Below are 21143 nucleotides of genomic sequence, written 5' to 3' on the forward strand. Positions count from 1 at the left end.
TACACTTCTTCCTGAAACCTACGAATGGAGAACGCAACCATGCCCCATGGTGACAGCGGCGACACGGCTTTGAGGCAGTTGCTCGCCCGGTTGGAACATCACGGCGTCGAGGTGGACGACTCTTCGCGAAGGCTGTCTGAATACTCCTACGATGCATCGAATTATCGGGTAAGACCCGCCGCCGTGGCTTTCCCAAAAAGTGTCAATGACGTACGAACAATCGTGCGCCTATGTTCGGCGTTGGTAGTACCGATGACGACGCGCGGCGGGGGTACCTCGATGGCAGGGAACGCCATCGGCGACGGTTTGGTGATGGACCTCTCCCGCCGCATGAATGCAGTAGGGGCTCTCGACGCCGAAGATAGAACAGTTTGGGCCGACGCTGGGGTTGTCCTCGGTGAGCTGCGCGCCCACGTTGAAAAGGCCACGACGGGTACTCTGACATTTGCACCGGATCCTTCCTCCCTGACCCGGGCCACCATCGGTGGTTCCATCGGCAATGACGCCTGCGGAAATCACTCCGTGGCCTATGGGCGTATGACGCATCATGTGCGGGAAGTGGATCTTGTCACTGCTGACGGCGCTTACCTGAGGGCCGGGCGTGGCTTTCTCCGCGCTGTTGACGAATCCGACACCCACTCCGTTGCTCGCGCGCTGGAGCTCACTGAGGGCCTGGAGGCTTTGGCCGCAAAAAACATGGCCAGGCTACGTGTTGAACTTCAAGCCATTCCCAGGCAGGTTTCCGGGTACCACGTGGGCCATCTGCTGCCGGAACACGGATTCGATGTTGCCGCCGCATTGGCAGGCAGCGAAGGTACGTGCGCTGTCGTTGTTCGCGCAAAAGTGGGCCTCGTAGCCAAACCCCTCACCACAGCCCTACTGTGTCTGGGCTACCGCGACACCATCGACTCCGCACGTGATGTCACTTCCATTTTGTCCGCCAAGCCGAGCGCCATCGAGGGGCTGGATGTTTCGATCGTGGACATCATGAGGCACCGGCGAGGAGCCGCCAGCGTTGAGTCGTTGCCTGGGGGGAGTGCCTTCCTCATGGTGGAGTTTTCGGCCGACACTTTGCAGCTGGCCGACACTTCCTGTCAGGAACTGGCCGACAAGCTCGGCGCGAACGGGCGCGTTGTTGATTTCAGGATCGTCACTGACCCTGTTGAGCGAGGAAAGCTGTGGCGGGTACGTGAAGACGGCGCCGGACTCTCGTCGCTGCGGATCGACGGAGTTCAAACGTGGCCGGGCTGGGAAGATTCTGCTGTGGCCCCTGAACGGCTTGCCGACTACTTGGCGGACCTTCTTCCACTGGTGAAAAGGTACGGCTACACCGCCCTCATGTACGGCCACTTTGGAGCGGGGTGTGTGCACATGCGGTTGGACTACGACCTCCGCAGCGACTCCGGACGTAAGGTCTTCAGTGACTTCACCCATGACGCGGCTGACCTGGTGGTGACCCATGGTGGCTCGCTGTCCGGCGAGCATGGTGACGGCAGGGCACGCAGCGAATTGCTGGAAGTCATGTATTCCCGGGAGATGATCGGCATCTTCAGGTCCTTCAAACACCTCTGGGATCCGGCACAAATCCTCAACCCCGGGATCATCGTTCATCCAGTTCCCTTCGCTGCCTCGCTGGCCTTGGAAGGTGTCGTCAAGCCTGGACCCACTCACGGTGGGCTGACCGCAGACCCGGGTGCCGCCGTCGTGCTTTCCTCTGGAAATCGCGAACTGCTGAAGGTCTCCAGTCCATTTGTGGGTAACTCCCACGCCTGTATCGGAGTGGGCAGGTGCCGTTCCACCAGCGGCGGGTTTATGTGCCCCAGTTATCGGGCCACGAAGGATGAAAAGGATTCGACCCGTGGCCGTGCGCGGGTGCTGCAGGAACTGACCCGGGCAAACGGCAGCAGCAAGGATGGCTGGTCAAGCTCGGAAGTCCGGGAGGCCCTGGACCTTTGCCTCTCTTGCAAAGCCTGCTCCACGGATTGCCCCACAGGTGTAGACATTGCCGAGGCAAAATCAGAACTGGTCGATGAGTACTATCGTGGGCGGATCCGGCCGTTCACGCATTACTCCATAGGGTGGCTGCCGCGGTGGCTTCCGTTGCTGACGCGGGTGGCGCCACTGGCCAACCTGGGAGCATCATTCCGGCCGTTCAGGCTTGCGGGGGAGTGGCTGGGCATCAGTGCCCGACGACGGCTCCCGGCTTTTGCGGCGAACGGCCGGATCCGAAAGCGGGTGCGGGAAGCCGATTTTGCGGGCAATGCCGACATCCTGGTGTTCATCGACAGCTTTACCCGCGCCTTTAGGCCCGAGGTGGTTCCGGCTGCTGCCCGCGTGCTCCGTGACACGGGCAAATCCGTAGGCTGTACGCCGGACGCCTGCTGCGGTCTGACGTGGATCTCCACGGGGCAGCGCGAAGGGGCCCGACGGCGGTTGGCTCAGTTGATCAGCAAGCTCGACGACGGCACGGACCGGGACATTGTTGTCCTTGAACCCAGTTGCGCTGCCACCATCCGGGACGAAGGTCCGAAACTGGTTGGAGGGGAAGCTGCTGAGAGGGTCGCGGCCAGAGTTCGATCCTTCGCCGTCGCCGTGGACGAGGCCGTTACTCGAGGATGGAGACCGAAGGCCCTGCCGCCCGAATCAGCAGTATTGCAAACGCACTGCCATGAGCATGCCGTGTTCGGTTCGGGCGCCCAGAAACGGGTCCTGGAAGCCTGGGGAGTTTCCAACCTGGTGGAATCGTCCTCGTGCTGTGGCGTGGCCGGCAACTTCGGTTTCGAGGCAGAGCACTTTGACATGTCGATGAAAGTTGCGGAGCACTCGATCATTCCGTCAATTGGTCAGGCTGATGCTGGTGCACTGGTTCTTACGGACGGGTTCAGTTGTGCCATGCAGGTCTCGCAGGTGGACCCTGAATACACCAGCAAGCATCTGGCCGTGGCGCTGGATCCGTATAGCGCCCGATGGGCGGACTGAATGGAGTACTTTGGGGTCTTCCTGGTTCTAGTGGCTGCCGGGTTGCGTTTGGTTGGCGACCACTTGGCCAAGCCCGGCCCGCAGCCCCGGGCTACAGCAACAGTGCGAGGTGTCCACAGCGTCCCGCCTCGTGCAGCGGCGCTTCTGATTGCTGCGTCCGGGATCTTCATCTTTGTTGTCAGTATCAGTTCGCGTTGAGTCCGTGAATTCTATTGTGCGGTGTCTCAAACTGACACGGATGGAAAGGTCTGCAGGAACCCAAACTGGAATTGACCAAAAGGCACAACTAATTCTTAAGGGTTGATCCCGATGATGAACAGGAAGCTCGCACAAGGGCGGCACGTTGAGTGGCTGCGAACCTCACCTCACTCCAGTGAGACGGATTCCGGAGAGCGCGGCGACCATTCGCTAAAGCGGTCTGGCAGAACTGTTCATCGACTCCTGCAGGAAATGTCGGAGGGCCGCGATACGAGTGATGCGTGGCCGTGGCCGATTCGGGGCATCTAGACCCTCCAAGCTGCGGTCCGTAGCGCTTGTTCCTGGCACTGTGTTCAAGCGCTACGGCCCGCTTTCTTTCCTTTCGCAGGAGAACTGAGGGCGTGGTGAGTCTCCAGGATTTGGCTTTCATTGCCTGTGAACCTGGAAAGCTGCTGGTGGAGATACTGGCGCCGGCTGTTCCTGGTCCATACGTAGAAGCATTCATGGAGGCCGTCCAGTCTCTTGAATCAGTCGCAATCAATGGTTTTAAGAAGATGAAAGATGGCGTCCTTCTCGACTACGACGAGCGTTCCATAGGTGCGAAGGACCTCGAGGCTTTCCTAGCGGCTGCCTATTCAACGGTCACCTATGACCATGGCGAGCATCGTCCATCAACGCACATCTTGCCGATCACGTTTGGAGGTCCGGCGGGACCGGACCTGGCTGTGGCAGGCGTCCTTTTAGGTACGTCGGAAAGCACCCTGATCAGGCGGATCTGCCGAAGTAGACACACTGTGAGAATGTTCTCGGAGCCCGGGGCATCTGCGCTCCTCGAATTGCCGTGGTCGGACAGTGGCCTCCAAACACTTCAGGCGAGCAGATCCAAACGGGCTGTGCCTCCAGGGTCGCTGACCCTATCTGGTGCGGGCCTGACCATTGCCAGTCGCGCAGCCTATTCAGACGAACTTATCATCGGGCGGGTGACCGAGAGATCGGTCGGAACTGCCGCGCTCCTGCGAATGGGCGATCATATGTGGCTGAGAGGACGGTTGGATTCTTCCTCTATGCTAACGAGTGTTCGTTAGCTAAGCTGGAGTCGTCACTGTCGATCAACGGGGTGGGTGATGTGAGCGAGTCGCCGCGACTGCAAGCTAATGCCGCTGTCAGAAAATTCCTGTCAGGGCGTGATTGGTCAATGCAGACTCCGACCCGGCGCCGAATCGTGGCGGGCTTCCTGCAACTCGCTGCGACCCGCGGTTTTGAGTCAGTCAGCCTGCGCACCTTAGCCAGGGAGGTGGGTATGCAAGCACCCAGCATCTACTCGAGCTTCCCGGGGGGAAAAGACGAGATCGTGGCGGAGTCGCTTCGGTGGTTTACGCATGCCTTTGCTTATGACCTTCTGGCTGGAGCCGAGAAGGCGACGTCTGCCGAGGAGTACTGGGCTGCGCTTGTCCAAGGCCACCTGGCTCAGCAACTGCAAAGGCCCGAACCGAATATATGGGACCTACTGGTCGCTACGGACAAGGTGGCACGCTTTCTAAAGGACGAGGTCCGCGCAGAGGCCGACCTTTGGACCAGTCTCCACCAGGACATGTTCATTGCTGCAGCCGATGAGATGGGGCTCAAGCTCTCGGCCTCTACCGTCCAACAGATACTCACCTTGCTTGACGGTGTTGGTCGATGGGCCGGTCGGAGCGGCGGGGACCAGGAACTTTCTCTGCTGACTGACCGGGCCGTGGCCCTGACCCTTTCCATCGTCGAGATCAACGCCGAAATCCGAGGTGCCGTCTAGCGGCAATAGTGCGGCCTACCCGGTCTCGCTGGGGCATCCATTGGAAGGTGTCCCAAGGTGGCACAAGGGCGCGACGCCGGCCATCGATACTGTGATTCGGAACTCATAACCAAGTGACGAGGCCTACATGCAACACAAGACAATTGACGCTCCTCAGGCGACGCGCCATGCCCAGGAAACCCGACTCAGCGGCAACATGGGGGTGGGGGAACTTGTGATGAACGTGCTGGCATTCTCGTCACCTCTGGCCACCGTGGCGGGAACTCTCCCCGTTCTCCTGATGTTCAGCGGCCAGACCGCCCCAGCTATCTATGTCCTTATAACTCTGATGTTGCTGATGTTCTCTGTGGGCTTTGTGAAGATGAGCCGGAGCGTCAAGGGACCTGGCGGCTTCTACTCCTTCGTTACGGCCGGCTTGGGAAAGCCTGCTGGTCTTGGAGGCGCCTTTCTTGCGTTGTTTGGCTACATCTTCATCGGATTCTTTGCACCTTCGTTCTTCGGTGTGACCCTTAACGGTTTCGTCATGAATTCCCTGAATGGCCCGGATGTCCCTTGGTATTGGTACGCGCTAGGTATTATCGCTGTGACCACACTCCTTGCGTATAACCGCATCGATCTCTCGGCGAAGGTGCTCACTGTCGTCATGCTCTTGGAAGTGGCCGTGGTGGTGGTGTTTGACATCGTGTCCTTCTCAGCCAACGGGATGGAGGCAGTTCAGGGAGCGGTCTTTGCCCTTCCCTCCCTGGGGGATGCAACTCTGGGCCTGGCGCTGCTGTTCGCCGTCGGGAACTTCTTCGGATTTGAAGCCACGGTCATTTATCGGGATGAGGTCAAGAACCCTGACCGGACCATACCCAGGGCGACCTACATCGCAGTTGTCGGCATTGGGCTCTTCTATGCCCTTGCGGCGTGGGCGTTCATTGCTTTCCTGGGCCCTGACAACGTACAGGCCGCGGCGGAGTCCAATACTGTGAACCTCTTCAACGACGCCGTTGCAGCTCTGGTTGGGAAGATCTTTGCGGATATTGCTGTGGTGCTGCTCATTACGTCGGTACTCGCGTGTATGTTGTCGATCCAGAACATCGCGGCGCGGTACAGCTTTGCATTGGCGCGAGATCACGCGTTGCCAACGGTTCTTGGGCGGGTGCATCCCAAGCACAAGTCGCCATTTGTTTCAGCCTTGGCCGTTGGAGTCATCTGGGGTGCCGCTACGGTCGTCTTCACAGTTCTGGGAGTTTCGCCTGATGTCCTTTATCCAATTGCCAGCGGTAGCGGTACTTTTGCAGTGCTGCTCCTAATGTTCATCACGAGTTTTGCTGTGCTCGTTTACTTCCTGCGGCGCCGCAGCTTTGCACCTGAATCTATTTGGAAGAGCATCATAGCTCCACTGGTCAGTGTCATTTTCCTCGGCGTCATTACGTACCTGGCTATCACCAACTACCCTGAACTGATCGGCGGTTCAGCCCTGCTCACTGTGATCTTCATGAGCTTTACCTTCGCCCTGTTCTTCGGCGGCATCTTTTACGCGCTCTTCCTCCGATCCAAGCGTCCCAACGTTTATGCGAGGCTGGGCCGGCAGAATGTCGACTGATCCGCATCGGGACCCTTCCGCCTTCTTCTCTTTCCCCAAGCGAATCGCCACGGTCGCTCGCTGCTGCCAATGTTAGGAGAATCCCAATGAACAGCTACTACCCGCTCGCTCTTCTGCTCGCGCGACAGGAAGCGGCGCAAAGCGCTCTGGAAACGGCAAACAGCGCTCTTCCACACGCCCCTGTCGTCCCTGTCCACGAAGGATCGTCACATCCTTGGTTGGATGCCCTGCGCGGGCGCGTTGCAACGATTCTCCATCGCGTTGCGTGGGCACTTGAGCCAGAGGATCACATCGGCATCGATCACTAGCCAGGCTTTTCGCGCCAGTAGCGGGTGGACTGATTGCGCTTCCGCGCTCCGATCCATGAACTCAATCTCCCGGACGGTGCCAGGGCTTGGACACGGCACCGTGTAGAGGCCCAGCCCTAGCCCGATACCCCAACAGGGCATCATCGGTCGGCTGTTCCCTTCAGGGCATGTCGAGCCGGGTTTTGTAGGCGGTGTTTTTGTTGGTGTTCCAGCCGGCGATGATGCCGGCTCCGAGCATCTGATCGGTGAGACGTGCGAAGCGGTAGCCGGGGTCCGTGTCTAGGGCGAGTTGCATGTATTGGTGTGCTTTGGACCCCCTGCCTTCCCACCAGCTGATGTAGCCAATGGTGGTGAGGATGGGTGCCGCGTGTTGTGGGCTGGTCCGTGTGTAGGCGTGGAGGAGGAGTTGTTGCGCCCATTCGACACGTGACCATTTTGGCGCGGTCTGGGTTTGGGCGAAGAGGATGTGTTGGGGTGGTTCGTCGATGCCGGGGATGTCGGCCATGAGCCGGTCGCGGATGTGGGGGAATTGGAAGTTCGCGATGAGGGTGGCGCACTCGGTGTCTGTGGGGAAGTCGTTGCATTCCAGCATCGTCGTCCAGAGTTGTCTGGCTTGTTCCGCAGCTTGTCGCGGCGCCTGGGCTCGGATGGTGTTCATGAGGTTTTCGACGGCGATGGCGTGGTCTGCTTCCTGGGCTGGCGCAGGGAGGACGATTTGGTTGGTGGGTTCGATGGTGCTGCCGCGGTAGATGAATTCGGCGTTGACGCGGCTGTATTCGGTGGTGCTGAGGGGCAGGCTGATGTCTTGTCCGGGTTCGCTGTCGTAGGGGGAGTAGGTGTTGTCGTCGACGAAGATTCCGTCACGGATGGTGATGCCGTTTTCGGCGAGGACTCCGGTGAGTGCGGCGATGGTTGCTGCGTGTGGTTTGGGCTGGCCGGGTTCGCAGTAGTGTGAGGTGTAGAGGGCGAAGACGATGCTCGTCGCGCTGGTGTCGCTGGTGAGATAGCTGCTGACCGTCCGGGCGTAAGGGATTTCTGTTCCTGGTTGGCGGGGTAGGTCGATGCGGAGGGTGGCGCCGACCTTGCCTTTGTCCAGGGTGATGCAGACGAGGCTTTCCTTTGGCCAGAACCCTAACGTGTGCCCGATGAAGCTGAGCAGGTCTGCAGGGTCTTTGATGGTGAGCGAGTTCATTGTCCTGTTCCTTTGTCTGCACGTTGTCTCGTGGTTATTGGTCTTATGAGCGTTCCGATAAAGGCCCTACACGCTGGTGTAGGGGCTAAGGTGCCGCTTGGCGGACTGCTCCGGCAGGATGGTTGCGACCCAGGGGCTCCGAGTAGAGTTTCCGGATCGGTCACGCTAGGTAGCGCCTGGTTCCTTGGAGGGACCGCAGCGACGATCGGCTATCAGAATGACAAACAGCGGTGATGCTTCCAGTCGTTCATGGAGCGTCGGTCGCACGGGAGCATGATTCACCAACAGTGGCCCTTAACAGCGCGCCGGCGTTGACAGTTTTTGGGCCCCAAGGAGAGGCGCTCTTGGGATCAGGCCTTGCGCCGGCCCCTTCCTGCGCCCGGCTTAAGTCTTGCGAACCCGTAGCAACCAACCTTGGGTGACAGTCCCTGCGGGACGGCCTTCAGCACTAAGGCACGGTTCTATTGGGAGTCTCGCCATAGCCCCTGCCGGACTGAAATCTTCTTTACTGGCTTCCTGATGACAGAAGCGCGGATTGTGTCGGTACCGACTGGCATGATGAAAAGAAGACTTTATCGACATGAAGGAATCCGCGATGTCCATGGGCACGATTGAACAGAGAAAACCCTGGGTTAGGGCCGGGGGCCGCTGCACATTGTGCAAGGTAGACCTCATGGAGGGATCGCTTACATTCAAGACCGTTCCTGTGGGTGAAGGGGCACACATTGTGGGCCAGCAGGCTACGGAAGGTTCGCCTCGCGGCCTTGATCCGTTACCGGAAGCCGACCGGGATCTAGCTGACAATATTCTCCTGGCCTGCTCAAGCTGTCATACGGAAATAGATAAGGCCTTGGTTGCCAAGCTCATGACCGTTGCTGAATTGCGGCGCCGCAAGGCTCAGCATGAAGACGAAATCCATCACTTGACCGGCATGACCTCGGACCGGCGAAGCACAGTGCTGCGTGTGCAGGGGTGGGTTCGCGGAGCTGCGATGGAGCTCGGACGCGACACTGCCGCAGCTGCCGTCATTCGATCCAGCGATCGGTTTCCCTTCTTCCTTCCCGCTTACGACCGGCGAGGCATTGAGATTGACCTGCGCCATATTGACGGTGAAGAGGAAGGCAGCCCTTCCTACTATGCTGCAGCGCAGAAGAAGATCGAAACAGCCGTGCGGGACCGAATCCATGAGGGCATCCGGAGCAACGACATCGAGCATCTGAGTGTCTTCGCTATCGTCCGCCTGCCTCTGCTTGTGTACCTCGGCTGGCAGCTCGAGGACGGAGTAGCAACCGACGTCTACCAGCGCCACCGTAGCAGCGGAGGCTGGGAGTGGCCTCAGTCCGATGCCGCCCCCGACACCGCCTTCAAGGTAGAGGTCCTCCGTACTGCTCCGCACGAGGCCGAGGATGCCGTCCTTATCACTAACCTCTCAGGGACCACGCCCGTCAATGACTTGCCAGCCGATCTCACGACGGCTCCGGTTTTCAATCTAAAAGTGAGTGGCGACAGCGCGCACGAAGACATCATCGCAAACCGTGCCTGTCTGGAGTCGTTCCAGGCCACTGTCCGTCGGTTCTTTTCAGGGCTTGAGTCCAATAAGAAGATCCGGCGTCTGCACCTTTTTGGCGGAATGCCCGTCTCGGCTGCAGTGACCCTCGGCCGGAGTCTCAAAGCCCGCGACCTGCGACCCTCGGTCGTGCTGTACGATCTCACCTCTGACGGCTACCGCCGAGTTATGGAATTCTGATGGACATCAACGCCCACTTCGTCGCCTTCCTCGACACGACCGTCAATCTCAAGCAGTGGAAGCTCGACAAACTCGACGGTCACGTAACGGCAATCGTAAGCGCGCTGCAAAAGGACACTGAGGTCGGCCCGCTGTATAAGGAGCACATTCCCCAAGGTTCATGGGCGCACGCCACCATCATCGAACCTGTCGGCGCCTTCGACCAGTTCGATGCAGATTTCCTGCTGCACCTCGAAGAAGATGAAGCTTGGTCTGAGGACCCCGGGGAATACCTGCGCAAGGTCCGCGCTGCGTTCAAAGCTACCTCGACCTACAAGGACAAGGTGACCAAGAAGAACAGGTGCGTACGTATCGAGTACGCCGGCGACTGCCATGTCGACGTAGTGCCCCACCTCACTCTCAGCGACGGTCGCCAGGTCATCATCAACTACGCCGAGAACACCTTCGAGGAAACCAACCCTGGTGGCTTCAGCGACTGGATGCAGGAACGGGACACGCTCACAGGCGGCAACCTGCGCAAGGTCATCCGGCTGATGAAATACCTCCGTGACTACAAAAACACGTTCGATTGCGTTTCCGTCATCCTCACAACGCTTCTGGGAGGTCGGGTTCAAGCCTTCAACGCAGATTCACGTTATGTTGGATTCAACGGCGTGGTGGTGGGAGACGCCGACGGTGTGGTTAACCTTCTGGATCACGGCATTGCAGAAGACCTGCCGGACGCACTTCGGCAGTCATTCGTTGCCGGGTTGGACGTGGAAATGGGCGGAAATGTCTTCACCGACGACGACGGTGCGCGGCTGAGTCCCGACGACGTGCCCTTGGTACGTGTGGACGACGCCGTTCGTCGGGTTCTCGGCTTGAAGCTTGCCCTTGGTCTGTTCGATGATCCCTACCGGGAAGCCGAACACGAGGTGACGACCCCTTCACCCGCCAGTCGACAGGCGGCGCTTACGACGGCTGAGAAGGGTCTGGTACTGCTCAAGAATGAATCTGTCCTGCCTCTTGGCAAAGCACCGAAACGGGTGCTGCTGGTTGGGCCCTACGCAGAGAGTACTGACCACCTCGGAGCCTGGGTTCAGTCGTTTGCGGAGCCTGCCAGCTCTCTGGCCGACGCCATTCGGGAAGAGTGCCCTGAATGGTCGCTGACAGTGAGGGAAGGGACTGGCTTCTTTGGGGGTCAGTCTCGCCAGATAGCCGATTCAGTGGTTGACGTTGCGGAGTTCGACGCCGTTGTGGTTGCTGTAGGGGAGCCTTCTGCGCTGACCGGAGAAGCTAGTTCCCGAAGTGATCTGCGGCTTCCGGGTGCTCAGGAGGAACTGATACGAGCCGTCGCTGCGACCGGTAAGCCCACGCTTGTGGTCATGTTCAATGGGCGACCTTTGGTAACCAGCTCATGGATTGATGACGCGCCCGCTGTTCTTGAGGCCTGGCATTCGGGGTTGGAGGGACCGCGTGCCGTGGCACGAGCCTTATGCGGCGCAGTAAACCCCGGAGGTCGTCTCCCCATGACTTTCCCCCGATCGTCCAGCCAAGTGCCAATCTACTATGACCACGAAAACACCGGACGCCCCGCCACGGTCTCCGGTTCCCTTGACGGCGCTGCCGTTGACGTCGGGCTCATGGGTCCCGGCAATACGGACGACCATTACACATCGAAGTACAAAGACCTGGAACTCGGACCCCAGTTCCCCTTCGGCCACGGCCTTAGCTACACCTCGTTCGAGTACGGAAAGCTCAGGCTCTCAGCTCCGGAAGCTTCGCTTTCAGACTTGCAACGCGGCAGTACCGTAACCGTGGAAATCTGTGTGGAAAATTCGGGTGAGCTTGGAGGCGATGAAGTCACCATGGTCTTCATTAGGGATCTCGTAGCGTCTCTCGCCCAGCCAGTCCGTAGGCTCAGGGCATTCACCAGAACCAACTTGAATCCGGGGGAGACCCGGACGCTTTCCTTCAAGCTGGGCTGGAATGACTTGGGCTTCTGGGACAACGAGGGCCTCTACGTTGTGGAACCAGGTGCTTTCGAGATTCATGTAGGCGGCGGACTCGAATGTACGAGGGTGGCAAAGTTCAGCATCGTCAATGAATAGCTTGCGGCAGGCTGTGGAGTGGGGGAGGCAAGTATCCCTGGCGCGATTGAATGTTTGTGACACTGTCCACGTTTTCCACCTCGGGCTCGTCCGTACCGCTGCCGGACTGGCCCGCATTCCGCATGTCTCCGCTACTTCCCGGCGCTTCCAAGGTCGAGAATCCCGTTCGAGTCCCACCTCGGGCACAGCATACCCCCTCGTCAGAGGGGGTTTTTGCTTTAACGTGTGTACATTTTGGGTGGTCAGGTGCCTCTGACACTGGCCGCGGGGTGTGCCTGGCGCCGCGGGTCGCTTGTTTGGTTGTGGGGGAGCGGGTTCAGGGTCGTGGTTGGCCTACACCTCTTCATGGGTAAGGGGAGTGAGCACGACATGACTTCGTTATTTTGCGTCAAAGTTCCTGGGTCTGGCGCGTTACTGGCTTAAGAGACATGCCGGGCGGACACTTTGTCCGGCCAAAGGGGGGTTGGACATTGTCCAGACTTAAATCATCTTTATCGCGGCTGCTTGCGGCCAGGCTCTTCCCTACTTGGGTCTTCATTTACTCATGCGTGTGAGTGGCTGTAGCGAGGCGGATCCGGAAGCACTCTACATGTGCAGGGTCATTCTGCTGAGAGTTCGGTGGCCACGGTCGGCCGAGTGCTATCAAATGGGTCCTGGGCGTGTGACGCCCCCCATCGGCGGTGATTTCGAGGGGTGCGAGGGTCGGTACTCCGTCTCAGGGGGCGCACCGGCACGCCTGATGCGGTGGCGAGGCGGGTTGACGAGAACACCGTTCTCCTGCAGTTGGTTCAGGAGGGCAAGAGTCACGGTTTGTTTGCGGCAAGTTCACATAACGTCCGAGAAGGCTGGCCATTATCGTTTCCCTCGCCGTCGTCCAACGGAGCTTTAGAGCCGTGCGGCTGCTGCGGCCGGCGTTGGTCGGATCGGTTTCTCGTCCGTACCTTTAATTACCCAGTACACGACAACGACAGCAAGAATGCCGATGACCGGCGTGAGGTAGGCCGCCCAGGCTGTGCCGATCGGGGCAAAGCCGACCGAGAACGCAGCGATATCCCAGATGCCGTGTAGTGCCATTGCCCAGATGAGAGAGCCTGTGACCCGCCGCACGATGTAGAAGCTTGTACCCGTCATCGCGGCGAGGACCACTTGTCCGAGAGTGTTGGTGATGGGAGCACCGAGGGCGGCGTTGATGAGGTGCATGGCGCCGAACAGGAGGGAGGTGAGTAGCCACACCCATACTTCGGAGAGGTGTGAGCGGAATGCCGTCAGAAGGAGCCCTCGTGACATCAGTTCTTCGCAGAATCCGACGGCGATCCCGAGGGCAAGCAGGGACAGGAGGAATGATGCGTCGAATTTTGACCAGTCAGTGTTCGAAAGGTTCATCACGGCGACAACGAGCATGAGCGCGGGGACGAAGATCGGCCACTTGTGGTGCGACCGCTTTCGCTCGAACAGCGCGGGCTTCCACCACCCCAGGAGCCATGTGGTGATGGCGAGCAGCACCGCGCCGACGGCGAGGTCGAGCACCGCTCCACGCCAAGTGAACTCGGCGGACGTCCCGATGTCGGTGTATGACACCCCGCTGAGTTTTGATACGACGTAGATGACGAGGACGTAACCGACGTAGATGGCCAAGCCAATCCAAACACGAGGGGTGATGCGCATGCGCTGTTGCCTTTCAGCCGGCGAAAGATTCATTTGCTTCAATCTATCCGGTGGCTGCGGAGCCAGTAAACGAGGTCACGGTGTCGAGCGCGTCGCGAGTCAGCGCCCTATCGACCTGGTGGCGCAGTCGGTGGTGACACCCTCAGTGCTCAGCTTCACTGCGCGAAATGGTGACTGCGTCCGAATTCCGCCGCTCGGTCGTACCGTCGCACCGAGGGGGTCTTGTCCCCGGCACCGCGCAGTAGATTCCTGCCAGGTATTCCGAATGGTCAAGGGACGCCGGCTGCTCCGGTGCATTGCGGCCAGGCAGGGGCGATGGTTCGGCTCTGTGTCGTGTCAGGCTTGGGGATCGAGTGCGACGTCGAGTTTTTTGTCCAGGATCTGGGTGAGATGCTTCACCTCGTCTTTTAGGAGCTGGAATGGCAGCTCGGGGCTTGGTGCGAAGGGTATGACAACTACTGCCTTTGCCGGGCTTCGCGTGCCTCAAATCCTTCCGCGGTGCGGCCGTAGCCGCCGTCGTGTTTCATTCTTTGCGACCGGAGTGTCTCCTCTGCAGAGCAACAGAGCAACACCTCCCAGGAGGACCAGGCTCGATTCTGTTTCTAATGCGCGTTGAGCGTAGGGGCGTTCCAGCTGGCGAGTATCCTCATGGCGTCTGAGGTCGGGGAGCCGGGCGCCACGGTGTAGACCAGCATAACCAGTCCTGGGTCTGTGGAGAGTTCGAATGATTCATACCCGAATTCGAGGTCTCCGACCGTTGAGTGGGTGAGCATCTTGTGCCCGGACCGGTACTTGAAGACATCGTGCGAGGCCCACAATGAGCGGAATTCTTCACTTTGCGTTGAAAGCGTCCCGATGATTTCGATCAGCTCTCTGTCGTAGGGGTCCAGGGCTGTTGCGGCGTGAAGCAGCGCCACGACATTGTGTTTTGCCGTCTCAAAATCCCGATGGAAGCGTGGGGCGCGGGAGTCCAGAAACAGGTAGTGGGCGTAGTTGAAACGGTCACGGGACCCGTCATCGGGGAGGGAATAGAGTGCCCGGCCGAGTCGGTTGGACGCCAAACGGTCGAGTCGCGCGTTCTGTATGAACGCCGGGGTGTCGATGGAATCCAGCACGCTCTGTATCCCAGGCCGGACAGTGGTGCGATTGGAGGGTTTCCGGCGTGGCGGGCGCCGCTGCGAAATTCGGGTGAGATCAAGAAGATGGTCGCGCTCGTCTTCATCGAGCTGCAGGGCGCGGGCGATGGCCTCGATAACTTCACGGGATGCGCCGGAGATTTTGCCGCGCTCGAGTCGGGCGTAGTAGTCCACACTGACACCGGCCAAGTGCGCGACTTCCTCCCGGCGAAGGCCGGGAACCCGGCGGGCTCCGCTGTACAGTGGCACGCCCGCCTGCTCGGGGGAGAGTTTGGCGCGTCGGGACGTGAGGAAGCTCCTGATCGCGGATTTGGAATCCATGTCTCCAAGGGTATGCCTGGTGTTGCGGGCGCTGGGAGGACCTGTCAGTACCATGCTGGTCCGTAGTTGACGTAGGGAGCCTCGAGTTCTTTGGCTTCTTCACTGCTCAGTGTCAGGGACAGCGCTTCAGCGGCCTGCTGGAGGTGGTGGGGCTTGGTGGCGCCAACGATGGGCGCCGAGACTGCGGGATTTCGCAGCACCCACGCCAACGCGATTTGAGCCATGGCAACGCCGCGGGCGTCCGCCACTGCTTGCACTGCGTTGATGACGGGCTCGTCGTAATCGGTGTCGAAAGCCTGGACCACTTTGTCGGTGGTTGACCGGGTACTTTGTTCACCCGCGGGGCGGGTGAGTCGACCTTTTCCGTTGGGAGAGTACGGCACCAGTCCGACACCCATGTCAGCGCACATGGACATCAGCTCGGGCTCGTCCTGGCGTCGCAGCAGGTTGTACTGGTTCTGCATGGACACGAACGTGGTCCATCCACCGCGTTCTGCTGCGTGCTGGAGCTTCGCAAACTGCCAGGCATACATGGAGGACGCGCCGATGTAGCGTACTTTGCCGGACTTGATGACGTCGTGGAGGGCTTCCATGGTTTCTTCCACCGGGGTGTCATCGTCAAATCTGTGGATCTGATAGAGGTCGATGTAGTCCGTGCCCAGGCGGGTCAACGAGGCGTCGACCTGCTCCAGGATGGCCTTGCGTGAGAGGCCTTCGCCGCCAGGGCCGTCGTGCATCCTGCCACGAACCTTCGTGGCGAGGACCACATCTTCACGCCGTGAATACTGCTTGATGGCGCGCCCAACGATCTCCTCGGACGTGCCGGCCTGATAAACATTGGCCGTATCCCAGAACGTGATTCCCAGCTCCAGGGCCTGACGAAAGAACGGCCCGGCCGCATCTTCGTTCAATGACCACGGGTGGGAATTCTCTGTGGAGGGGTCGCCGTAGCTCATGCAGCCAAGGGCTAGGCGGCTGATTTTCAGTCCGGTGCTGCCGAGTCGTGTGTATTCCATGGCTGGTCCTGCTTTCAGGTCGGTGGCTGGTTCGTCTCCTTCGAACCTAGGTGGGTTCTGCGTTCGGAAACAGGACCTGTCAGACCATGTCTCAAGGGGTCCTTCTTCGCCGTCGGATGTCAGTTGTGCTGTAGGCCGCGGGCGGCGCGGAGGGCAGATGCCCTGCGGGACCGCAGGAGCACTGATGCCAATGCCACGAGGGCGAGCACGATCACGGCGCTTCCGATGGTGAGGGCTGTTGCCGTCATTCCCCACGAGGAGGCCAATACACCGGCGCCGATGGCCGGCACACTCGTTGCGAGGTAGCTGATGACATAGACGGTGGCAAGCAGAGACGCGCGTTCGCCCGGAGCTGCCGTGGGCATGATGGTCCGCATGGCCCCTTGGAATCCGCCGCCGAAGCCTACCCCTGCGATAGCGGCCCCCACGAACAACAGCACACTTTGATGGCCGACAACACCGACAAGAAGGACTCCGACACCGGCTGCCAGTGCAGTTGCGCCGACCACGAAAGCTCTCAAAGGGTGCATGGTGCCCATCACGAGGACGGCTATTGCTCCTGAGATGGTCAAGGCGAAAACGAACCAACCGCCTACCAGGGGCGAGTCGGAGCCGGTTTCGGCGCGGACCAGGGCGGGGCCGAGGGAAAGAACGAAACCGCCAATGGCCCAGATGGCAACCAGCATAGGTGTCGCGGCAAGGAGGGGACCTCGGGCGGTCTTGGGAACGGTCACATGTATCGCCAGGGACGCTAAGGCGCCGGGCTTCCTCGGGGGTGGTTTCGGGTAGCCAGAAGGCTGCGACCAGCAGAGCCGCGAACAGCACGGCAAGAACGATGAAGACCTCGATGGTCGGGAACGTGGACACGGTGGTGAGGGCCGCTGATCCGAGGGTGCCGGCGGCCATTCCGAGGATTGGGGCGACGCTGTTCATGACGGGGGCGCTGGCCGGGAAGAGGTCGGTGAGGCCGGCTGCCAAGGCGGCCGTCGCGGCGCCGGTGGCCAGGCCTTGGAGGGCCCGGGCCGCAATGAGTTCCGTGGAGCTGCCCGCGACGGCGAAGAAGACCATCGCGGCGAGTTCCAGAATCAGTGCGGCAATGATGACGGTGCGCCGGCCCACGTAGTCGGACAAGGCACCGACGACGAGAAGCGCGACGAGGAGCGCGATCGAATAGGCCGCGAAGATGACTGTGATCAGGAGTGCCGAAAGCTGCATCGATGACTGGTACATCGCGTAAAGGGGTGTTGGCGCGCTGGAGGCGGCGAGGAAGGCGATCGATATCGCGGCCTGCAGCGCAAAGGCTGATCGGGGACTCATTCGGTGGGTGATCCGCACTGGCAACGAGGTGGCTTTAAGGTCCGTAGACATAGCTCCTGCTTTCGTAAAGCAAATATTATGCGTTTAGCCCAGACTATGCCCGAATTCTCCCAAAAGCAATATTGCTGCGTTAGGCTGGATCCATGACGCCTATCACCGGATCCAGGCCCGGCGGCCGAAGTGCCCGCATCCAACAAGCCGTTCATGAGGCGACCAAGGAGTTACTCCTGACGACACGCCGTGACGACCTCAGCGTCCCGATGATTGCCACCCTCGCCGGCGTGAATCCGACCACGGTATACCGCCGTTGGGGCGACCTGGCAGCCCTCTTGTCGGATGTCGCCGCGGACCGCTTCCGCGCAACGGAACCGCCGGCCGAAACCGGCTCACTGGCTGGTGACCTGAGCCTCTGGGCCGAGCACTTCCTCGAGGAAATGGGCTCAGGGCCGGGCCGGTCCTATGTGGCGGACGTGCTGGCAGGCGACAGCAGCGGGGAGAATACGGGAATCTGCGCCCAATACGCCACGGACGCCATCACCCAGATCCTCGCCCGATTCCCGGATGGCACAGCTCCGTCGGTCAGCGAGATCATCGACCACGTCGCTGCCCCCATCCTGTATCGCATCCTCTTCACCAAGGAGCGCCCTGCCTCTGGTTACGGACGCCAGTTGGTCACCAGCCTGCTGGCCCGCAGCACCACCCGGTCGTTGTCCTGACTCTCGCTCAGCGGCGCGCCGGGGTTGAAGGGCAGTACGGCTTGGCCATGCGGTGAGCTTTTCGAACGGTGGTCACCTGTCTTGGGGCGGTGTCGTGTCGGCGCCGGGTTGGTCGTTGCGCAGCTGTGCCCAGTGGCGGAGTCGTTCGTTGATGGCGCGTTCGTAGCCGCTGGTGGTGGGTTCGTAGAACGTTTCCCGGGAGAGGCCGTCGGGGAAGTAGTTGGCGCCGGAGAAGCCGGTGTCGGTGTCGGGGTCGTATTGGTAGTTTTTGCCGTAGCCCAGGTTTTTCATCAGGCGGGTGGGTGCGTTGAGGATGTGGGCAGGTGGCATCAGTGATCCGGTGCGTTTCGCGGCAGCCGATGCCTTGTTGAACCCGCGGTAGACGCCGATTGATTTGGGGGCGGTGGCGAGGTAGAGCACGGCCTGTGCGATCGCGAGTTCGCCTTCTGGTGAGCCGAGGCGTTCGTAGACATCCCATGCGGCGAGTGCCTGCTGCACGGCGTTCGGATCGGCGAGGCCGATGTCTTCGTTCGCGAACCGGGTGATCCGGCGGGCGATGAACAAGGGGTCTTCTCCGCCGTCAAGCATTCGGGCCAGCCAGTACAGGGCGGCGTCGGGGTCAGAGCCCCGCATGGATTTGTGGAGCGCGGAGATGAGGTTGTAATGGCCTTCTTGTGACTTGTCGTAGAGAGGTGCCCGCTTCTGTACTGCGGCGGCGAGCATGCCTGGGTCGACCGGGGCAGGGAGGGACTGGACCTGTTCGATCATGTTCAGCAGGTACCGGCCGTCCCCGTCAGCCATCGCGATCAACGCATGGCGCGCATCGTCATCAAGCGGCAGCCGCCCGCCGAGCAGATGCTCCGCCCGGGTGACGAGTGCGCTGAGGGCCGGGTCGTCGAGGCGTTTGAGGACGAACACCTGGCAGCGCGATAACAACGCACCGTTGAGTTCGAAGCTGGGGTTCTCTGTTGTGGCCCCGACGAGCACGATGGTGCCATCCTCCACATAGGGGAGAAAAGAGTCTTGTTGCGCGCGGTTGAAGCGGTGGATCTCGTCAACGAACAGCAAGGTTCCTTGCCCGATCTCTTGCCGGCGCTGCGCGGTCTGGAAGACCCGGCGGAGGTCAGCGACGCCGGAGAAGGTGGCCGAGAGCGGTTCGAAGGCGAGGTTGGTCTGCTCGGCGAGGAGCCTGGCGATCGTGGTCTTGCCGCATCCAGGCGGCCCCCACAGCACCATCGAAAACAACTGGTGCACGCCGACCATCCGCCCGACGGGCGCGTCCGCTGCGAGCAGGTGATCCTGCCCGACGACATCGGACAGGGTGTGGGGCCGCAGGCGGTCCGCCAGCGGTCGGGAGGCGTCGTCGACGTCGAACAGCGACGGTGGTTGCTCGGTCATGGGTGCCGTTTCTTGAGGGTTTGGCCAGCGAGATCATAGGAATCGTGCACCAGGTCTTTGATCAGTGAAGCGGTGATGCCCGCGCCTGGTCCACTGGAAATCCAGTGCTGCTTGTTGAGGTAGCGGCCGGCAGTGATCGTGTCGTGGTCGCGGCGCAACGCGTCGCCGTGATGCGGGTCGGCCTTCACGGTGATGATCTGCACGTCAGGCTCATCGCCGTGCATGCAATCTCCTTCGTCCTGAATGGCATTGAACGCTAATACGTACGAGCGTACGCACTATGCCTGGCATTGGAGAAAATGTGCGCCGAGGGAAACCGATGCCTAGACACGCGCTATTCGGTCGATGTCTTCCAGGAAATCCTTCTCGACAGCTTCGGTCACTGTTGCACGCGTTCCCTCGATGGCGTGAAGGTAGGCGGCGGTGGTCAGGGGCATCTCCATGGTAGTTGGCTGATCGGATTGAACAGCAGATTCCAGGGCCTTTTGTGAGGCCTTTCTGGCGGCGAATTCTATGTCGGCCGGGGAGAACCGATCGCTGGCTTTGGCCAAGACATCCACGTCGACGTGCTGGGCGAAAGCGGACGGTATATAGCGGTTCCAGATTGCGATGCGGGCTATCAGGTCGGGCGGACCAATGGGTATGACGTAGTCGAAACGGCCGTGGCGGAGGAAGGCGTTGTCCAGTGAGCGGATGAAGTTGGTAGCGCAGATCAGGAGGCGGCCTTCTTGTTCCCGGAATGCCGGGATGATTTTGAGGAGTTCATTGGTGACTCCTTGGAGCGGGGACGTGGCTTCGCCTGTTCGGGTGGCCGCGATTTCCTCGACCTCATCGATGAAAACGACTGCATGTTCGAGTTGGCTGATGTCCAGGAAGACTTGGCGCAAGGCACCGGCCAGGCCTTGGGGGTGGGCGGCCAGCCGTGATGGAAAAACTTCAACGAATGGCCAGTCCAGCCGGGAAGCTATGGACTTGGCGAAGGTTGTTTTTCCGGTTCCCGGCGGACCGAAGAGGACCACTGAACGTGGCGGGGAGACACCCAGTGATTTCGCGAGTTCGGTGTGTGCCAGGGGAAGGATGAGGCGCTGCTCAATCAGGTGCTTCTCATACTGCATGCCGGCAAGTGCTTCCCATAATCCGTGGGGCAGGAGCCGGCCTCCCAACTGGCTGAGGGGGCGGGTTTCCTTGGGGTGTACCGGTATGGTCCTTTCGAAGTAGTGCAGGTCTTCTTCCACGCGGTAGTCGCTATTGCGGAATGCCCTGATTCTGGTCTCAGAGGCTGGGACCAACGCGGAGATCCTCCTGACTCCCCGGCTGGCCAGTTTTCCTTCAACGTGGGCGAGTAGCGCACTGCCCAGGCCTCGTTCCCGCCATTCCTTGGCTTGGGCGAGAGTCAACACCCAGGCCCGATCGTCTTGAAGCACGCAGGCTACGGCGCCGATGATGGTACCTTCGGTCACGGCGACGACGGCCAGCCCATTGGTGCAGGCGTCGATGATCTCGGCAAGGGTGTACACGGGGTGGGCGCCGGAGGTCCGTGAATCTTGCCAGACGTCGATGAGTTGGTCGAGATCATCGAGGTGAAAATCCCGGATTATCCAAGGTTGCATAGGAACAGTCTCCCGTCTTTGTGTTCTTGGGACTGGTGACGAGTTGGCGGAGTTCCTGGGGCGATTT

At 60.4% G+C, this 21143-nt stretch carries 17 protein-coding genes and 1 pseudogene; 9 read left to right on the forward strand and 9 right to left on the reverse strand.

All coding sequences use genetic code 11. The annotated features are described in order from the left end of the window. The first annotated feature begins 39 nt into the window (after positions 1-39). From AB4Y77_RS14805 to AB4Y77_RS14830, 6 genes are all read left to right on the forward strand, one after another. A complete protein-coding gene (locus tag AB4Y77_RS14805) occupies positions 40-2979 on the forward strand; it encodes an FAD-binding and (Fe-S)-binding domain-containing protein (protein ID WP_442014542.1) in 2940 nt (979 codons plus the stop codon). Continuing rightward, complete coding sequence (locus AB4Y77_RS14810) at positions 2980-3177, forward strand: hypothetical protein (protein ID WP_024820613.1); 198 nt, start codon at positions 2980-2982, stop codon at positions 3175-3177. A gap of 503 nt (positions 3178-3680) precedes the next feature. Then, positions 3681-4262: a carboxyltransferase domain-containing protein gene (locus AB4Y77_RS14815; RefSeq protein WP_364305441.1), complete on the forward strand. Its 582-nt coding sequence runs from the start codon at positions 3681-3683 to the stop codon at positions 4260-4262. 110 nt (positions 4263-4372) lie between these two features. Beyond that, a complete protein-coding gene (locus AB4Y77_RS14820; RefSeq protein ID WP_442014462.1) occupies positions 4373-4969 on the forward strand; it encodes a TetR/AcrR family transcriptional regulator in 597 nt (198 codons plus the stop codon). Between the two features lie 127 nt (positions 4970-5096). Further along, positions 5097-6560: an APC family permease gene (locus AB4Y77_RS14825; protein WP_231341097.1), complete on the forward strand. Its 1464-nt coding sequence runs from the start codon at positions 5097-5099 to the stop codon at positions 6558-6560. Between the two features lie 86 nt (positions 6561-6646). Then, entirely contained in the window at positions 6647-6868 is a 222-nt protein-coding gene (locus AB4Y77_RS14830; protein WP_054808180.1) for a hypothetical protein, read from the forward strand. A gap of 160 nt (positions 6869-7028) precedes the next feature. Here the strand turns inward: AB4Y77_RS14830 and AB4Y77_RS14835 are convergent, their stop codons facing one another. Beyond that, positions 7029-8060 carry a DUF4192 domain-containing protein gene (locus AB4Y77_RS14835; RefSeq protein WP_091466953.1) on the reverse strand — a complete coding sequence of 344 codons (1032 nt, stop codon included), beginning with the start codon at positions 8058-8060 and terminating at the stop codon, positions 7029-7031. A gap of 673 nt (positions 8061-8733) precedes the next feature. Here AB4Y77_RS14835 and AB4Y77_RS14840 point away from each other — a divergent pair. Both AB4Y77_RS14840 and AB4Y77_RS14845 read left to right on the forward strand, forming a co-directional pair. After that, the gene (locus AB4Y77_RS14840) at positions 8734-9807 is read left to right on the forward strand and encodes an SAVED domain-containing protein (protein WP_442014463.1); all 1074 of its coding nucleotides are present in this window, start codon (positions 8734-8736) and stop codon (positions 9805-9807) included. After that, entirely contained in the window at positions 9807-11897 is a 2091-nt protein-coding gene (locus tag AB4Y77_RS14845; protein WP_442014464.1) for a glycoside hydrolase family 3 C-terminal domain-containing protein, read from the forward strand. Before AB4Y77_RS14840 ends, AB4Y77_RS14845 begins: the two co-directional genes overlap by 1 nt. 885 nt (positions 11898-12782) lie before the next feature. Here the strand turns inward: AB4Y77_RS14845 and AB4Y77_RS14850 are convergent. From AB4Y77_RS14850 to AB4Y77_RS14870, 5 genes and pseudogenes are all read right to left on the reverse strand, one after another. Beyond that, positions 12783-13562: a CPBP family intramembrane glutamic endopeptidase gene (locus AB4Y77_RS14850; RefSeq protein ID WP_442014465.1), complete on the reverse strand. Its 780-nt coding sequence runs from the start codon at positions 13560-13562 to the stop codon at positions 12783-12785. A gap of 602 nt (positions 13563-14164) precedes the next feature. Next, positions 14165-15019: a helix-turn-helix transcriptional regulator gene (locus AB4Y77_RS14855; RefSeq protein ID WP_442014466.1), complete on the reverse strand. Its 855-nt coding sequence runs from the start codon at positions 15017-15019 to the stop codon at positions 14165-14167. 44 nt (positions 15020-15063) lie between these two features. Continuing rightward, positions 15064-16035 (reverse strand): aldo/keto reductase, encoded by a 972-nt coding sequence (locus tag AB4Y77_RS14860; RefSeq protein ID WP_442014543.1) that lies wholly within the window; start codon positions 16033-16035, stop codon positions 15064-15066. Positions 16036-16154: 119 nt separating this feature from the next. Further along, on the reverse strand, positions 16155-16769 hold the full coding sequence (locus AB4Y77_RS14865; RefSeq protein WP_442014546.1) for a hypothetical protein: 615 nt from the start codon (positions 16767-16769) through the stop codon (positions 16155-16157). Between the two features lie 67 nt (positions 16770-16836). Then, a pseudogene (locus tag AB4Y77_RS14870) lies at positions 16837-17403 on the reverse strand (MFS transporter); the annotation flags it as partial. Between the two features lie 92 nt (positions 17404-17495). Between AB4Y77_RS14870 and AB4Y77_RS14875 the strand changes: the two are divergent. After that, positions 17496-18068 carry a TetR/AcrR family transcriptional regulator gene (locus AB4Y77_RS14875; RefSeq protein ID WP_442014467.1) on the forward strand — a complete coding sequence of 191 codons (573 nt, stop codon included), beginning with the start codon at positions 17496-17498 and terminating at the stop codon, positions 18066-18068. 72 nt (positions 18069-18140) lie between these two features. On the opposite strand, the gene AB4Y77_RS14880 is transcribed toward AB4Y77_RS14875, so the two are convergent. The 3 genes from AB4Y77_RS14880 to AB4Y77_RS14890 form a co-directional block, all read right to left on the reverse strand. Further along, a complete protein-coding gene (locus tag AB4Y77_RS14880) occupies positions 18141-19466 on the reverse strand; it encodes a replication-associated recombination protein A (protein WP_442014468.1) in 1326 nt (441 codons plus the stop codon). Then, positions 19463-19690 (reverse strand): MmcQ/YjbR family DNA-binding protein, encoded by a 228-nt coding sequence (locus tag AB4Y77_RS14885; protein WP_442014469.1) that lies wholly within the window; start codon positions 19688-19690, stop codon positions 19463-19465. Before AB4Y77_RS14885 ends, AB4Y77_RS14880 begins: the two co-directional genes overlap by 4 nt. 99 nt (positions 19691-19789) lie before the next feature. After that, complete coding sequence (locus tag AB4Y77_RS14890) at positions 19790-21076, reverse strand: ATP-binding protein (RefSeq protein ID WP_442014470.1); 1287 nt, start codon at positions 21074-21076, stop codon at positions 19790-19792. Positions 21077-21143 lie beyond the last annotated feature (67 nt).

The sequence above is a fragment of the Paenarthrobacter sp. YAF11_1 genome (assembly GCF_052113445.1).
GTDB lineage: Bacteria > Actinomycetota > Actinomycetes > Actinomycetales > Micrococcaceae > Arthrobacter.

What these genes read in the sequence shown, in the direction of transcription:
- AB4Y77_RS14810 (WP_024820613.1), top strand. Translation starts at nt 2,980, where the DNA reads ATGGAGTACTTTGGGGTCTTCCTGGTTCTAGTGGCTGCCGGGTTGCGT.
- AB4Y77_RS14830 (WP_054808180.1), top strand. Translation starts at nt 6,647, where the DNA reads ATGAACAGCTACTACCCGCTCGCTCTTCTGCTCGCGCGACAGGAAGCG.
- AB4Y77_RS14890 (WP_442014470.1), bottom strand. Translation starts at nt 21,076, where the DNA reads ATGCAACCTTGGATAATCCGGGATTTTCACCTCGATGATCTCGACCAA.
- AB4Y77_RS14820 (WP_442014462.1), top strand. Translation starts at nt 4,373, where the DNA reads ATGCAGACTCCGACCCGGCGCCGAATCGTGGCGGGCTTCCTGCAACTC.
- AB4Y77_RS14850 (WP_442014465.1), bottom strand. Translation starts at nt 13,562, where the DNA reads ATGCGCATCACCCCTCGTGTTTGGATTGGCTTGGCCATCTACGTCGGT.
- AB4Y77_RS14825 (WP_231341097.1), top strand. Translation starts at nt 5,097, where the DNA reads ATGCAACACAAGACAATTGACGCTCCTCAGGCGACGCGCCATGCCCAG.
- AB4Y77_RS14875 (WP_442014467.1), top strand. Translation starts at nt 17,496, where the DNA reads ATGACGCCTATCACCGGATCCAGGCCCGGCGGCCGAAGTGCCCGCATC.
- AB4Y77_RS14880 (WP_442014468.1), bottom strand. Translation starts at nt 19,466, where the DNA reads ATGACCGAGCAACCACCGTCGCTGTTCGACGTCGACGACGCCTCCCGA.
- AB4Y77_RS14855 (WP_442014466.1), bottom strand. Translation starts at nt 15,019, where the DNA reads ATGGATTCCAAATCCGCGATCAGGAGCTTCCTCACGTCCCGACGCGCC.
- AB4Y77_RS14805 (WP_442014542.1), top strand. Translation starts at nt 40, where the DNA reads ATGCCCCATGGTGACAGCGGCGACACGGCTTTGAGGCAGTTGCTCGCC.
- AB4Y77_RS14885 (WP_442014469.1), bottom strand. Translation starts at nt 19,690, where the DNA reads ATGCACGGCGATGAGCCTGACGTGCAGATCATCACCGTGAAGGCCGAC.
- AB4Y77_RS14815 (WP_364305441.1), top strand. Translation starts at nt 3,681, where the DNA reads ATGGAGGCCGTCCAGTCTCTTGAATCAGTCGCAATCAATGGTTTTAAG.
- AB4Y77_RS14860 (WP_442014543.1), bottom strand. Translation starts at nt 16,035, where the DNA reads ATGGAATACACACGACTCGGCAGCACCGGACTGAAAATCAGCCGCCTA.
- AB4Y77_RS14835 (WP_091466953.1), bottom strand. Translation starts at nt 8,060, where the DNA reads ATGAACTCGCTCACCATCAAAGACCCTGCAGACCTGCTCAGCTTCATC.
- AB4Y77_RS14845 (WP_442014464.1), top strand. Translation starts at nt 9,807, where the DNA reads ATGGACATCAACGCCCACTTCGTCGCCTTCCTCGACACGACCGTCAAT.
- AB4Y77_RS14840 (WP_442014463.1), top strand. Translation starts at nt 8,734, where the DNA reads ATGGAGGGATCGCTTACATTCAAGACCGTTCCTGTGGGTGAAGGGGCA.